Annotated in this window: 13 protein-coding genes; 6 read left to right on the forward strand and 7 right to left on the reverse strand. The window is 71.4% G+C overall.

All coding sequences use genetic code 11. The features are described 5' to 3' along the window. Positions 1 to 39: 39 nt before the first annotated feature. Together A5713_RS00905 and A5713_RS00910 are read right to left on the reverse strand one after the other, a co-directional pair. The gene (locus tag A5713_RS00905; protein WP_068091535.1) at positions 40 to 1,794 is read right to left on the reverse strand and encodes a glycerol-3-phosphate dehydrogenase/oxidase; all 1,755 of its coding nucleotides are present in this window, start codon (positions 1,792 to 1,794) and stop codon (positions 40 to 42) included. 49 nt (positions 1,795 to 1,843) lie between these two features. Continuing rightward, the gene (locus A5713_RS00910) at positions 1,844 to 3,259 is read right to left on the reverse strand and encodes an NAD(P)H-quinone dehydrogenase (protein ID WP_068091539.1); all 1,416 of its coding nucleotides are present in this window, start codon (positions 3,257 to 3,259) and stop codon (positions 1,844 to 1,846) included. A 93-nt stretch (positions 3,260 to 3,352) separates the two neighbouring features. Here A5713_RS00910 and A5713_RS00915 point away from each other — a divergent pair, with 93 nt between their 5' ends. Beyond that, positions 3,353 to 3,829: a gamma-glutamylcyclotransferase gene (locus A5713_RS00915; RefSeq protein ID WP_067924254.1), complete on the forward strand. Its 477-nt coding sequence runs from the start codon at positions 3,353 to 3,355 to the stop codon at positions 3,827 to 3,829. Positions 3,830 to 3,904: 75 nt separating this feature from the next. On the opposite strand, the gene A5713_RS00920 is transcribed toward A5713_RS00915, so the two are convergent. From A5713_RS00920 to A5713_RS00935, 4 genes are all read right to left on the reverse strand, one after another. Further along, the gene (locus tag A5713_RS00920; RefSeq protein WP_068091554.1) at positions 3,905 to 4,777 is read right to left on the reverse strand and encodes an endonuclease domain-containing protein; all 873 of its coding nucleotides are present in this window, start codon (positions 4,775 to 4,777) and stop codon (positions 3,905 to 3,907) included. Between the two features lie 117 nt (positions 4,778 to 4,894). After that, entirely contained in the window at positions 4,895 to 6,064 is a 1,170-nt protein-coding gene (locus tag A5713_RS00925; RefSeq protein ID WP_068091542.1) for an amidohydrolase, read from the reverse strand. Further along, positions 6,061 to 7,254, reverse strand: coding sequence for a M20 family metallopeptidase (locus A5713_RS00930; protein WP_068091545.1), 1,194 nt, complete (start codon positions 7,252 to 7,254; stop codon positions 6,061 to 6,063). The genes A5713_RS00925 and A5713_RS00930 overlap by 4 nt, the downstream gene beginning before the upstream one ends. Positions 7,255 to 7,290: 36 nt before the next feature. After that, on the reverse strand, positions 7,291 to 7,908 hold the full coding sequence (locus tag A5713_RS00935) for a cutinase family protein (protein ID WP_197509252.1): 618 nt from the start codon (positions 7,906 to 7,908) through the stop codon (positions 7,291 to 7,293). Positions 7,909 to 8,031: 123 nt separating this feature from the next. Between A5713_RS00935 and A5713_RS00940 the strand changes: the two genes are divergently transcribed. Both A5713_RS00940 and A5713_RS00945 read left to right on the forward strand, forming a co-directional pair. Next, entirely contained in the window at positions 8,032 to 8,838 is an 807-nt protein-coding gene (locus A5713_RS00940; protein ID WP_067924251.1) for a purine-nucleoside phosphorylase, read from the forward strand. 56 nt (positions 8,839 to 8,894) lie between these two features. After that, entirely contained in the window at positions 8,895 to 10,478 is a 1,584-nt protein-coding gene (locus A5713_RS00945) for a phospho-sugar mutase (protein WP_068091557.1), read from the forward strand. Position 10,479: 1 nt separating this feature from the next. On the opposite strand, the gene upp is transcribed toward A5713_RS00945, so the two are convergent. Beyond that, on the reverse strand, positions 10,480 to 11,103 hold the full coding sequence (upp, locus tag A5713_RS00950; protein ID WP_068091548.1) for a uracil phosphoribosyltransferase: 624 nt from the start codon (positions 11,101 to 11,103) through the stop codon (positions 10,480 to 10,482). A gap of 105 nt (positions 11,104 to 11,208) precedes the next feature. On the opposite strand from upp, the gene A5713_RS00955 reads away from it, so the two are divergent. From A5713_RS00955 to A5713_RS00965, 3 genes are all read left to right on the forward strand, one after another. Further along, complete coding sequence (locus A5713_RS00955) at positions 11,209 to 12,099, forward strand: alkaline phosphatase family protein (RefSeq protein ID WP_102419942.1); 891 nt, start codon at positions 11,209 to 11,211, stop codon at positions 12,097 to 12,099. A gap of 53 nt (positions 12,100 to 12,152) precedes the next feature. Next, positions 12,153 to 13,451 carry a primosomal protein gene (locus A5713_RS00960; RefSeq protein WP_068091551.1) on the forward strand — a complete coding sequence of 433 codons (1,299 nt, stop codon included), beginning with the start codon at positions 12,153 to 12,155 and terminating at the stop codon, positions 13,449 to 13,451. 41 nt (positions 13,452 to 13,492) lie between these two features. Next, on the forward strand, positions 13,493 to 14,042 hold a 550-nt coding region (locus A5713_RS00965), incomplete at its 3' end, for a VWA domain-containing protein (RefSeq protein WP_156751693.1).

Here is a 14,042-nt window from a genome sequence, read left to right on the forward strand (position 1 = left end):
CCGGGCCCAGGCCGTCCCGCACCGGCAGTGGCGCGGGCCTCAATTGAGCGGCACCGGCTCGAGGATCTCGGCGCGGGCCTCCGGGGCGCTCGCGCGCAGTTCGTCGGCCGACACGTCATCGGGCTGGGCCTGCGAGAGGATCTCGGCCTCCACCCGCGCCGAGTAGTTCGACACCTCACGCTCCACGTCGGCCGCGCTCCAGCCGAGCACCGGGGCGACCACGTCGGCGACCTCGCGCGCACAGTCGACGCCGCGGTGCGAGTATTCGATGGAGATGCGCATCCGGCGGGCCAGGATGTCCTCGAGGTGCAGCGCCCCCTCGGCGGTGACGGCGTAGAGCGCCTCCACCTTGAGATAGCCGGGCGCCTCCTTGATCGGGGTGAGCAGGTCGGCGTTTCCGGACGCCAGCCCCAGCACGTCGCCGATCATCGAGCCGTAGCGGTCCAACAGGTGGCGCACCCGGTACGGATGCAAACCCTGCAGCGCCGCAACGTGTTCGGCCTGATTGACCAGTGCGAAGTAACCGTCGGCGCCCAGCAGGCTGACCTTCTCGGTGATCGAGGGCGCCACCCGGGCCGGGACGAACTGCGCCGCGGCGTCGATCGCGTCGGCCGCCATCACCCGGTAGGTGGTGTACTTGCCGCCGGCGATGGCCACCAGGCCCGGCGCGGGCACCGCCACGGCGTGTTCGCGGGACAGCTTGGAGGTCTCCTCGCTCTCCCCGGCCAGCAGCGGCCGCAGCCCGGCGTACACGCCGTCGATGTCGGCATGGGTCAGCGGGATGGCGAGCACCGTGTTGACGGTCCGCAGGATGTAGTCGATGTCGGCCTTGGTGGCCGCGGGGTGGGCCAGGTCCAGGTTCCAGTCGGTGTCGGTGGTGCCGATGATCCAGTGGCTGCCCCACGGGATGACGAACATCACCGACTTCTCGGTGCGCAGGATGATGGCGACGTCGCTGACGATGCGGTCGCGCGGGACCACCACGTGCACGCCCTTGGAGGCCCGCACCTGAAATCGCCCGCGCTGCTTGGACAATGCCTGAATCTCGTCGGTCCACACGCCGGTCGCATTGACCACGACGTGGCCGCGCACTTCGGTGATCGACCCGTCCTCGGAGTCGCGGACCCGCACGCCGGTGACCCGGTCGCCCTCGCGCAGCATCGCCACCACCTGGGTGGAGGTACGCACCACCGCGCCATAGTGGGCGGCCGTGCGCGCGACGGTCAGGGTGTGCCGTGCGTCGTCGACGACAGTGTCGTAGTAGCGGATTCCGCCGATCAACGACGTCCGCTTCAAGCCGGGGCTCAACCGCAACGCGCCGGCACGAGTCAAATGCTTCTGCGCCGGAACGGATTTCGCGCCGCCCATCCGGTCGTAGAGGAAGATGCCCGCCGCGATGTAGGGCCGTTCCCACACTCGGTTGGTCAGCGGGAACAGGAACGGCATCGGCTTGACCAGATGGGGCGCCAGCGTGGTCAGCGACAGCTCCCGTTCGTAGAGCGCCTCGCGCACCAGGCCGAACTCGAGCTGTTCGAGATAGCGCAGCCCGCCGTGGAACATCTTCGACGAGCGGCTCGAGGTGCCCGACGCGAAATCGCGCGCCTCGACCAGCGCCACCTTGAGCCCGCGGGTGGCGGCGTCCAGCGCGCAGCCGGAGCCCACCACGCCGCCGCCGATGACGACGACGTCGAACTGCTCGGTGCCGAGCCGCTCCCAGGCCACCTCGCGGTGCTGCGGTCCCAGCACGGATGCCGGCGAGCCGAGCTCGCTGGGCGCGTGGATCGGATCGGTCACCGGGAAACTCCTGTCGGTTACTCGCCAGTAGGACGGTGTCGAACCAAGGCTAGTCCAGATCGTCGTGCGCCATCAGCCGACGAGCGGCCTCGGTGATCGACCCGGACAACGACGGGTAAACGGCGAGCGTCTGCGCCAGCTCGTTGACGGTGATGCGGTTCTGGACGGCCACCGCGATCGGCAGGATCAGCTCGGAGGCGATCGGGGCCACCACCACGCCGCCGATCACCACGCCGGTGGATTTGCGGCAGAACATCTTCACGAAGCCCTGCTGCAGACCCGACATCTTGGCCCGGGCATTGGTGCGCAGCGGGAGCATGATCGTGCGGGCCGACACCGAGCCGTCGTCGATCATCGTTTGCGGCACGCCGACGGCCGCGATCTCGGGCCGGGTGAACACCGTCGCCGCCACGGTGCGCAGCCGGATGGGGCTGACGCCCTCGCCCAGCGCGTGATACATCGCGATCCGGCCCTGCATGGCGGCGACCGACGCCAGCGGCAGCAGGCCGGTGCAGTCGCCGGCCGCGTAGATGCCGGCCACCGAGGTCCGCGACACCCGGTCCACGGTCAGGTAACCGCCGCGGCCCAGCTCGATGCCGACGCGGTCCAGGCCCAGGCCGCCGGTGTTGGGCACCGATCCGATGGTCATCAGGGCGTGGCTGCCCTCCACGGTGCGCCCGTCGGCCAGGGTGACCAGCACCCCGTCTCCCGCGCGGGTGACCGACTGGGCCCGGGCATTCTTGACCAACTGAACGCCGCGCTCGGAGAAGGCCTCCTCCAGGACCAGCGCGGCGTCGGCGTCCTCGTAGGGCAGCACGCGGTCGCGGCTGGCGACCACCGTCACCGGAACGCCCAGCTCGGTGTAGGCGTGCACGAACTCGGCGCCGGTGACGCCGGACCCGACGACGACGAGGTGCTCGGGCAGCGCCTCGAGGTTGTAGAGCTGCCGCCAGGTCAGGATCCGCTCGCCGTCGGGCTGGGCCGACGGCAGGACCCGAGGGCTGGCGCCGGTCGCGATCAGCACGACGTCGGCCTCGAACTCGCTGGTGGTGCCGTCGCCGGCGGTCGCCCTGACGCGGTGGCAGGCCAGCCCGGGCGTGGGGTCGATCAGCTCGCCGCGGCCGACGACCACGTGCACGCCCACGGCGAGCAGCTGTTCGGTGATGTCGGCCGACTGCTCGGTGGCGAGCTGCTTGACCCGGGCGTGAATCTGCGGCAGGGAGATCTTGGCGTCGTCGATGTCGATGTCGAACCCCAGCCGCGGCGCCCGACGCAGCTCGGTGCGCAGCCAGGTGGAGGCGATGAAGGTCTTGGAGGGGACGCAGTCGTCGAGCACGGCCGCGCCGCCGATGCCGTCGGAGTCGATGACGGTGACGTGAGTGGTGTCCGGGTGGGAGGTGGCGGCCACCAGGGCCGCTTCGTAACCGGCCGGGCCTCCACCGAGGATCACGATGCGGGTCGCCACAGCCCCAACCTAGCGGGGCCCCCGGTGACCCTGCAGCCCGGCGAGGGCCCTCGGGAGAAGACCGCGCCCGCATCCGACGTCTAAGCTTTCCCCGTGCCGCTCTACGCCGCCTACGGGTCGAACATGGATCCTGAGCAGATGCTCAAGCGCGCACCCCATTCGCCGATGGCCGGAACGGGCTGGCTGCACGGCTGGCGCCTGACATTCGGGGGCGAGGACATCGGCTGGGAGGGCGCGCTGGCCACCGTGGTCGAGGACCCCGATTCCAAGGTGTTCGTCGTGCTCTACGACATGACCCCGGCGGACGAGAACAACCTCGATCGGTGGGAGGGCTCGGAGTTCGGCGTGCACAAGAAGATCCGGTGCCGGGTCGAGCGCATCTCGTCGGACACCAGCACCGACCCGGTGCTGGCCTGGTTGTATGTGCTCGACGCCTGGGAGGGTGGCCTGCCGTCGGCGCGGTATCTGGGCGTGATGGCCGATGCAGCCGAAATCGCCGGAGCCCCAAGCGACTACGTGCACAACCTGCGCACACGGCCGGCCCACAACGTCGGCCCGGGCACCGGCTAATCCCTTCCCGCGAGCGACCGTGTCTGTACGGCGACACGCCGTTGTGAGCGGAAATTTGCGGTCGCTCGCGAGACGTCACGCGGCGCGGGCTCGCTCCAACTGCGCCTCGAGCCGGCGGATGAGTTCCCACGGCCGGCGCCTGACGTCTTCGGCCACGATGGCGACCACCGACCAGCCCATCTCCTGGAGCGCCGAGGAACGTCGGCGGTCACGGATGAAGGCATCGGGCCCGCTATGCCAATCCACGCCGTCGTATTCGGCGGCGACACACACATCTGGCCAGGCGAAGTCGAGCCGCCAGACGCGGCCCCGCAGGTCCACGACCTCGTATTGAAGGACCGGCGTCGGCAAACCGCCGTCGATCATTACCAGCCGTGCCTCGCTCTCCATTGGCGACTCCGCCAATGGGCTGGCCAGACCCAGCAGTTGGCGGACGGTCACAATCCCGCGACGGCCGGACTGTCCAGCGATGGCCCGCGCCAGCTCGCTAGGCATGCAGGCGCCGCTGCGCAAGGCTGCGTCCAGCGTTGCGAGCCCTCTGGACCGGCGAAGACTGCGGGCGACCTCGATCGCCGTCCACGCGGGAGCGGTGACAGGGCGTCCACCGACCATGGTCAATGGGGCGCCCTCACGCCGGTGCACTATCAGTCCGTCGGACGATCGCAGTCGGCGGCCATCCGGCTCGAGCACGTGCAGCGCGGGCGTCGACTCGGTGTCGAAGCCGTACGCGGCGGCGGCTGTACCCATGCATGCGGCGACGCTGGTGCCGGTTGCCAAATCCAGGCCACGGAGTTGCAGCGCGGTGGTCAGTTCGCCCCGGCCGTAGATGCCATGCCAAACCCTCTGCAGCTCAAGGTCCAACGCCCGACGCGGCAGGTACGTCAGAGCCTGCGCGGACGTGACGACGCCGCCCTGGGCGTCGAGCAGCCGGCTGAGCTCTGGATGCATGCGGGCCATGGTGGGCGGGCTCCGCCACGCCGACAACTCACCCTGCCGAGCGACCGCAAATTGCCGCTCACAGCGGCGTGTCGCCGTACAGACACGGTCGCTCGCGCTGTGGAAAAGCTAGAAGTGAGCGGCCTGCTCGACGATGTTGACCATCACGCGCAGCCCGATCGCCAGGGCGCGCTCGTCGAGGTCGAACGTCGGCTGGTGCAGGTCCAGCTGCGGCCCCTGACCCGGCCACACGCCCAGGCGCGCCATCGCGCCGGGAATCTCCTCGAGGTACCAGGAGAAGTCCTCGCCCCCGCCGGACTGGCGGGTGTCGGCCAGCGCGTCGGGGCCGATGGCCTCGATCGCGTGGGTGAGGATGCGTGTCGAGACGTCCTCGTTGACCACCGGCGGCACGCCGCGCCGATACTGCAGTGTGTGGTCGATACCCAGCGGCGCGAGCAGCGAGGACACCGTCTCCCGGATGATCTCCTCGAGCCCTACCCAGGTCTGCCGGCTGGCCGTGCGCACCGTGCCACCCAGCACCCCGGTCTGCGGGATGGCGTTGGCGGCGACCCCCGCGTTGACCGCGCCCCACACCAGCACCGTGCCGTTGCGCGGGTCGATGCGGCGCGACAGCACCCCGGGCAACCCGGTGATCAGCGTGCCGAGCCCGTAGACCAGGTCGGCCGTCAGGTGCGGGCGCGACGTGTGCCCGCCCGGGGAGTGCAGGGTGATCTCGATCTGGTCGGCCGCCGAGGTGATGGGGCCGTGGCGCACCGCGATCTGGCCGACCTCCAGCCGCGGGTCGCAGTGCAGGGCGAAGATCCGCGACACCCCGGAAATGGCGCCGGCCGCGATGGCGTCGATCGCGCCGCCGGGCATCAACTCCTCGGCGGCCTGGAAGATCAGCCGCACCCCGACCGGCAGCTCCGGCACCGACGCCAGGGTGAGCGCGGTGCCGAGCAGGATCGCGGTGTGGGCGTCGTGGCCGCAGGCGTGCGCGACGTTGGGCATGGTGGAGGTGTAGGGCGCGCCGGTCCGTTCCGCCATGGGCAGCGCGTCCATGTCCGCCCGCAGCGCGATCCTGGGCTCGTGTTCGGGGCCCAGGTCGCAGACCAGCCCGGTGCCGCCGGGCAGCACCTTGGGGTTGAGCCCCGCGTCGGCCAACCGCTCGGCGACGAACTGGGTGGTGGCGTACTCCTGCCGGCCGAGCTCGGGGTAGCGGTGGATGTGTCGGCGCCACTCGACCAGGTTGTCGTGGTGTGCGGCCAGCCAGGAGGTGGCGGCATCGGCGAGGCTCATGCGTGCGCCCGCCGTTCCTGCGCGGCCATGACGCGGTCGCGCTCGGCGGGCGTCTGGGCCAGCTGAACCACCGTGCGGGCCAACATGATCGCTCCGTCGACGACGGCGCGGTCGGCGCTGGGGCCGGCCGCGGCGGTGGCGAAGGCGCGCTGGTGCACCGTGGCGCCACCGGCGTCGACCCCGACCACCGGGTGGATCCCCGGCAGCACCTGGGTCACGTTGCCCATGTCGGTGCTGCCCATGGGCAGCGCCGCCTCGAACTCGCGGGCCACCGGCTCGCGCCCCAGCCGGCGCATCTCCTCACGAAAGACGTCGGCCAGCCATGCGTCGGGCGTGAGCTCGTCGTAGGCGGGGGCCGGGTTGTCGATTTCGTATTCGCAGCCGGTGGCCAGCGCACCCGCGGCGAAGCACGCGTACATCCTGCCCTCCAGCTGTCTCAGCGAATCCGATTCGACGGCCCGCATCGCATACTCCAGCGTCGCGTGCCCGGGGATGACGTTGACCGCCTGCCCGCCGTCGGTGACGATCCCGTGCACCAGTTGACCCGGGGCCAGTTGCTGCCGCAACAGCCCGACGGCCACCTGCGCGACGGTCACGGCGTCGGCGGCATTGATCCCCTGATAGGGCGCGACGGCAGCGTGGGATTCCTTGCCACGGTAGTGCACCGTCGCCTCCGACAGTGCCAGCGAGCGGGCCGCCGCGATGTCGGCGGGCCCCGGATGCAGCATCACCGCCGCCGCGATGTCGTCGAACACCCCGGCGGCCAGCAGCAGCGCCTTGCCGCCGCCCATCTCCTCGGCGGGGGTACCGATCAGCGCCACCCGCAGGCCCAGCTCGTCGGCCACCTCGGCCAGCGCCAGCGCGGTGCCCACCGCGGACGCCGCGATGATGTTGTGGCCGCAGGCGTGCCCGATCTCGGGCAGCGCGTCGTATTCGGCGCAGACCCCGACGGTCAGTGGGCCGCTGCCGAAGTCGGCGCGAAACGCGGTGTCCAGGCCACCGGCGGACGCGGTGATCTCGAAACCGCGCTGGGCGACCAGCGCCTGGGCCTTGGCGCAGCTGCGATGCTCGGCGAACGCCAGCTCGGGCTCGGCGTGGATGGCGTGGGACAGCTCAACCAGGTCGGGGCCACGTCGCCGCACGACATCCTCGACCCTGCCTGAGGGGTGGTCCAATGCGGAGGTGGGCATCCTCGCAGTATCCCACCGCGACGAAGAGCGCCGGGGCTACACCAGTCCGGCGATGAATCCCGCCGCCTGTCCGGGGTACGGCGCCACGCCGTAGTCGTGGTGGGCCTCCCGGTCCCGGCCGCCGACGACGCACACCGGATCACCGGGGCTGCAGATGTCGATGGCGCGGCCGGCGAACAGACCGGTCGTCGAAAGCGGTGTGTTGAAGCGATTGCCGGGATTGCCGAACACCGCAACCGCCCTGACCTTGCCGGCCAGGCCGGGATCCAGCTCGGGCGCCGAGCCGAAGTTGCCGATGGTGTTGCCCAGCGGCGGCACCCCGGCCAGCATCGAGACCGCGGCGGCGCCCTGGGAGAAGCCGCCGAGCACCAGCTTCGTCCCCGGGCACTGGTCGACCATCTGCGCGATGTGGTCGCGCGCGTCGTTCGCGGCGTCGGCGGTCTGCAGGAAGTTGTAGCTGGCCGGATAGTTCACCGCGTACGCGTCGACGCTGCGCGAGCCCAGCGCGGGCTGCAGCGCGGCCAGCAGCGCGTCCCCGGCCACCCCCAGGCCGGGCGGCTCGGCGGTGCCGCGGGCGAAGATCAGTTGCACATCGGGGCACCCGTCGGCCCGCGCCGTTGCCGCCGCGCCGCTCGTGATCGAAAACACCGACACCGCAACGGCGACGGCCAGGCCGACGACCGGCCACCTACGAAGATCCATGCGGCAGATTTTCACATATCCCGGCGGGCACCATCGCGGCGCTCGATCCGGCGGCCCGCACTAGGCTCCCCGACTGTGAGCGACGTCGCATCCGATCCCGCCGGCCTCGCGCGGCGGGCGGCGCAATTCATCGGGGAGCGCACCGGCGTGGCCGAGCACGACGTCGCCGTCGTCCTCGGATCGGGGTGGCGGCCCGCGGCGGACGCCCTTGGCACTCCGACCGCCGTGCTGCCCCAGGCCGACGTGCCGGGCTTCGCGCCCCCCACGGCCGTGGGGCACACCGGCGAGCTGATGTCGACGCGTGTGGGCGAGCGCCGGGTGCTGGTGCTGGTCGGCCGCGTGCACGCCTACGAGGGCCACGACCTGTGTCACGTCGTTCACCCGGTGCGGTCGGCCTGCGCGGCCGGCGCGCGCATCGTCGTGCTGACCAACGCGGCCGGCGGTCTGCGGACCGACATGGCGGTCGGCCAGCCGGTGCTCATCAGCGATCACCTCAACCTGACCGCGCGTTCGCCGCTGGCCGGCCCGCAGTTCGTGGACCTGACCGACGCCTACGCGCCGCGGCTGCGCGACCTCGCCCGCCAGGTCGACCCGGGGCTGGCCGAGGGCGTCTACGCCGGGCTGCCGGGGCCGCACTACGAGACGCCCGCCGAGGTGCGGATGCTGCGCACGCTGGGCGCCGACCTGGTCGGCATGTCGACTGTGCACGAGACCATCGCGGCCCGGGCGGCCGGCGCCGAGGTGCTGGGGGTGTCGCTGGTGACCAACCTGGCCGCGGGAATCGGCGGCCAGCCGCTGAGCCACGCCGAGGTGCTCGCCGCCGGCGCCGCGTCGGCGAGCCGGATGGGCGCCCTGCTGGCCGACGTCGTGGCCCGGTTCTAGCGATGACGCCCGAGGAACGGCGGCGACCCGCGGCCCCCGGCGACGCCGGGCTTGCGATCGCCGCGGCGGAGTGGATCGCGCACGATCCCGACCCGGCGACGGCCGCCGAGCTCGCCGCCTGCGGGCCCGACGAACTCGCCGCACGCTTCGCCCACCCACTGAAGTTCGGCACCGCGGGCCTGCGCGGCCCGGTGCGCGGCGGCCCCGACGCCATGAACGTGGCGGTGGTGTCGCGGGCCACCTGGGCGGTGGCGCGGGTGCTGGACGCCCGCGACCTGGCCGGCTCGCAGGTCATCGTCGGGCGCGACTCCCGGCACGGCTCCGCCGTCTTCGCCACGGTAGCCGCCGAAGTGCTTGCCGCCCAAGGATTATCGGTGACGCTGCTGCCCGGGCCGGTCCCCACGCCGGTGGTTGCGTTCGCCGTGCGCCGCGCCGGGGCCGGCGCCGGGATACAGATCACCGCGTCACACAACCCGCCGACCGACAACGGCTACAAGGTCTACACCGACGGCGGCATCCAGATCGTCTCCCCCACCGACCGCGAGATCGAGGTGGCGATGGCCGCGGCTCCCCCGGCGGACGAAATCGACAGGGCGCCGGTGCAACCCGCCGTCACCGATGTCGTCGAGCAGTACGTCGAGCGCGCGGCCGGCGTGCGGCGCGGCACCGGCCCGGTGCGGGTGGCCCTGACCCCGCTGCACGGGGTGGGCGGCGTCGTGGCCGTGGAAGCGCTGCAGCGCGCAGGCTTCCCGCAGGTGCACACCGTGGGAGCCCAGTTCGCTCCCGACCCGGACTTCCCCACCGTCGCCTTCCCCAACCCGGAGGAGCCCGGCGCCACCGACGCGCTGCTCGCCCTCGCGGCCGACGTCACCGCCGACGTCGCGATCGCCCTCGATCCCGACGCCGACCGCTGCGCGGTTGCCGTCCCCACCGAATCGGGATGGCGAATGCTGTCCGGCGACGAAACCGGTTGGCTGCTCGGCGATTACATTCTGTCGCACATCCCCGATCCGCGAACGGCGGTGGTGGCCAGCACCGTGGTGTCGTCGCGGATGCTGGCCGCGATCGCCCACCACCACGGCGCCACCCACGTCGAGACGCTCACCGGGTTCAAGTGGCTGGCGCGCGCCGACGCGAACGCGCCCGGCGACACCCTGGTGTACGCCTACGAGGAGGCGATCGGGCACTGCGTCGACCCGGACGCCGTGCGCGACAAGGACGGCATCAGCGCCGCGGTGCTGGTGTGCGATCTGGTGGCGGCGCTGAAGGACGAGGGCCGTTCGGTGACCGACGCGCTCGACGACCTCGCCCGGCGGCACGGCGTGCACGACGTCGCCGCGGTGTCGCGGCGCGTCGCCGACGCCGCCGAGGCCGCCGACCTGATGCGGCGGCTGCGGTCGGCGCCACCGGCGACGCTCGCCGGGTTCGACGCGACCGTCACCGATATCACCGACGCGCTGATCTTCACCGGGGGCGCCGGTGACACGACTGTCAGGCTGGTGGTGCGGCCTTCCGGGACCGAGCCGAAGCTGAAGTGCTACATCGAAGTTCGCTGCGCGGTCAGCGGCGGCCTGCAGGATGCGCGGCGGCGCGCCCGCGCGTTGCGCGACGAGGTGGTGTCGGCGGCCGCGAACCTGTGAGCTAGCGCGGCCCGTACTGGCGGTCGCCCGCGTCGCCGAGACCCGGCACGATATAGGCGTTCTCGTTGAGCCCGTCGTCGACCGCCACGGTGAACAGCCGCGCGTCGGGCACCGTCTTCTCAAGCGCCGCAACGCCTTCGGGGGCGGCCAGCGCACACAAGACCGTGATGTCGGTCGCGCCGCGCTCCAGCAGCAGCCCCACGGTGTACTTCAGCGACCCTCCGGTGGCCAGCATCGGATCCAGCACCAGCACCGGCACGCCGGCGAGCCGGTCGGGCAGCGACTCGAAATACCCACTCGCCTGGTGGGTTTCCTCGTTGCGGGCGACGCCGACGAATCCGACCCGCGCCTGGGGCAGGAGCGCAAGCGCCTGGTCGACCATGCCGAGCCCGGCTCGCAGCACCGCCACCAGCAGGGGCGGCTCGGCCAGCCGTTCCCCCAGCGCCTCGGCCAGCGGGGTGTGGACCGGGAAGGTCTCGCGGGGCGCGTCCCGGGTGGCCTCGTAGATCAACATCGCGGTCAAGTCACGCAACGCCCCCCGGAATCCGTCGCTGTCGGTGCGTTTGTCGCGCATCGTCGTCAGCCGGGCGACCGCCAGCGGGTGATCGACAATGCGCACCTCCACGGTGTTCGACCCTATATAACGATCCGGCCGCATTTCGTTAACGCCCCGCCGAAACGGCCCGCGTCGCCGCCGTCGGGGCGCCCTGACCGCCACTATGCTCCCGTGGTGCCCAGCGGAATCCCGGCTGCAACCCGCCTGACGGACAGGGCATTACGAGTTCTCGGACTCCTCGCCGCGGTGGCCCTGCTGCAGCCGGCGCCCGGCCCACCGGCTCCGCGGATAGGCCTCGCGGCAGCGGCCCTTCCGCAGCCGGCGCACATCGTGATCGTGGTGGAGGAGAACCGCTCCGAGGCCAACATCATCGGCAACAAGTCGGCGCCCTTCATCACCGCCCTGGCCGCGGCCGGCGCCAACATGACCCAGTCCTACGCCGAAACACACCCGAGCGAACCGAATTACCTGGCGCTGTTCGCCGGCAACACCTTCGGCGTGACCAGCGACACGTGCCCGGTCAACGCCGGCGCCGCACCCAACCTGGGTTCCGAATTGCTGGCGGCGGGGTACACGTTCGCCGGCTTCGCCGAAGGCCTGCCCGCAGTGGGCTCGCCGGCGTGCACCGCCGGGAAATACGCGCGCAAGCACGTGCCGTGGGCCAACTTCACCAACGTCCCGCCGGCGAACTCCCTGCCGTTCTCGGCCTTCCCGATGGGCAACTACGCCGGCCTGCCCACGGTGTCGTTCGTCATCCCCAACAACGACGACAACATGCACGACGGCTCCATCGCGCAGGCCGACGCCTGGCTGAACCGCGAGCTGTCGGGCTACGCCAACTGGGCGGCGGCCAACAACAGCCTGCTGATCGTGACGTGGGACGAGGACGACGGCGGAAGGCGCAACCAGATCCCGACGATCTTCTACGGCGCCCACGTGCGCCCCGGCAGCTACAGCGAGCAGATCAACCACTACACCGTGCTTTCCACGATCGAGCAGATGTACGGGCTGCCCAAAACCGGCTACGCCGCCGGCGCACCGCCGATCACGGATATCTGGGGCTAGGTCCGGGCTAGCCGCGCCGGGCGCCCTCGGCGGCCGTCGCTATTGTGTGCCGCATGGCTGCTGACCTCGTGCCCATCCGCCTGAGCCTGTCCGACGGTGACCGCTACACCGTGTGGGCACCCCGCTGGCGCGACGCCGGCGACGAGTGGGAGGCGTTCCTGGGCAAGGACGAGGACCTGTACGTCTTCTCCTCGGTCGCCGACCTGGTCGCGTTCGTGCGCTCCGATACCGACAACGACCTGGTCGACCACCCGGCGTGGAAGGACCTGACCACCGCCCACGCGCACAGGTTCTCACCAGCCGAGGACAGGCAGTTCGACCTGGTCACGGTCGAGGAGCTGGTGTCGGAGAAGCCGACCGAGGAGTCGGTGACCTCGCTGGCCCGCACGCTGGCGCTCGTCTCGTCCATCGGCTCGGTGTGCGAGCTGGCGGCGGTGCTGAAGTTCTTCAACGGCAATCCGACGCTGGGCACGGTGTCGGGCGGGATCGACCACTTCACCGGCAAGGCCGGCCTCAAGCGCTGGAACGCGATCGGCGAGATCATCGGGCGCGGCTGGGACGACGTGCTCGGCGCCGTCGAGGGCATCGTCAGCACGCCCGAGGTCGACGAGAAGCTGTCGGCCAAGGCCGCCGACGAACTCGACGAGGAGCCCGAGGAGCCCGACACCGAAGACGTCGAGGACACCGAGGCGGCCGCCGAGGCCGACGAGGAAGCCGACGCGGAGGCGGACGAATCCGCGGAGGGCGGCGACGAGGAGGACGAGGAACCGCGCGCGGCCGGCGACACGGTGATCCTGGGCAGCGACGAGGATTTCTGGCAGCAGGTGGGCATCGACCCGATTCGGATCATGACGAGTTCGGGGACCTTCTACACGCTGCGGTGCTACCTCGACGACCGCCCGATCTTCCTGGGTCGCAACGGGCGCATCAGCGTGTTCACCTCCGAGCGCGCGCTGGCCCGCTATCTCGCCGACGAGCACGACCACGACCTGGCCGACCTGAGCACCTACGACGACATCCGCACCGCCGCCACCGACGGTTCGCTGGAAGTCAAGGTCACCGAGGACAACATCTACGTGCTCAGCGGGCTTGCCGACGACATCGCCGACGGTCCCGACGCCGTGGACCGCGACCAGCTGGAGCTGGCCGTCGAGCTGCTCCGCGACATCGGCGACTACTCGGAGGAGGGCACGGTCGACAAGGCGCTCGAGCCGGGCCGCCCGCTGGGCAAGCTGGTGGCCTACGTGCTCGAGCCCGGCTCGGTCGGCAAGCCCGCCGCGCCGTACGCCCCGGCGGTGCGGGAGTGGGAGAACCTGGAGCAATTCGTCGACGGGCGGCTCAGGCGCGAGTAGCCCCCGTTTGACGGGCCGGTGACTCTCATCTTTACTGGCGGGTGTCGCTTCCCGGGATAGGCCCGTTACCGCTGTACGGCTTTCAACGCCCCGGCATGCTGCTGTTCGGTTTGCTCCCGCTGGCTCTGCTCGCGGTGTACGTCCTGGTCCAGTCCCGCCGCCGGCGCCGGCTGCGCCGGTTCACCGAGGCGAGCGTGCCGCAGTCGCCGACGCGGCACATCCCGATCGCCGTGTCGCTGCTCAGCCTGATCCTGCTGACCATCGCGCTGGCCACACCCACCCACGACATGCGCATCCCGCGCAACCGCGCGGTGGTCGTGCTGGTCATCGACATGTCGCAGTCCATGCGGGCCACCGACGTCGCGCCCGACCGGCTGACCGCCGCGAAGGTGGCCGGCAAGCAATTCGCCGACGAGCTCACCCCCGCCATCAACCTGGGGCTGGTGGAGTTCGCGGCCAACGCCTCGCTGCTGGTCTCGCCGACGACCAACCGTGCGGCGGTGAAGGCGGCGATCGACAGCCTGAAGCCGGCCCCCAAGACCGCGACGGGCGAAGGGCTCTTCACCGCGTTGCAGGCCATCGCGACGGTGG

This window comes from Mycobacterium sp. E2497, from assembly GCF_001668695.1.
In the GTDB taxonomy this organism is placed as follows: domain Bacteria; phylum Actinomycetota; class Actinomycetes; order Mycobacteriales; family Mycobacteriaceae; genus Mycobacterium.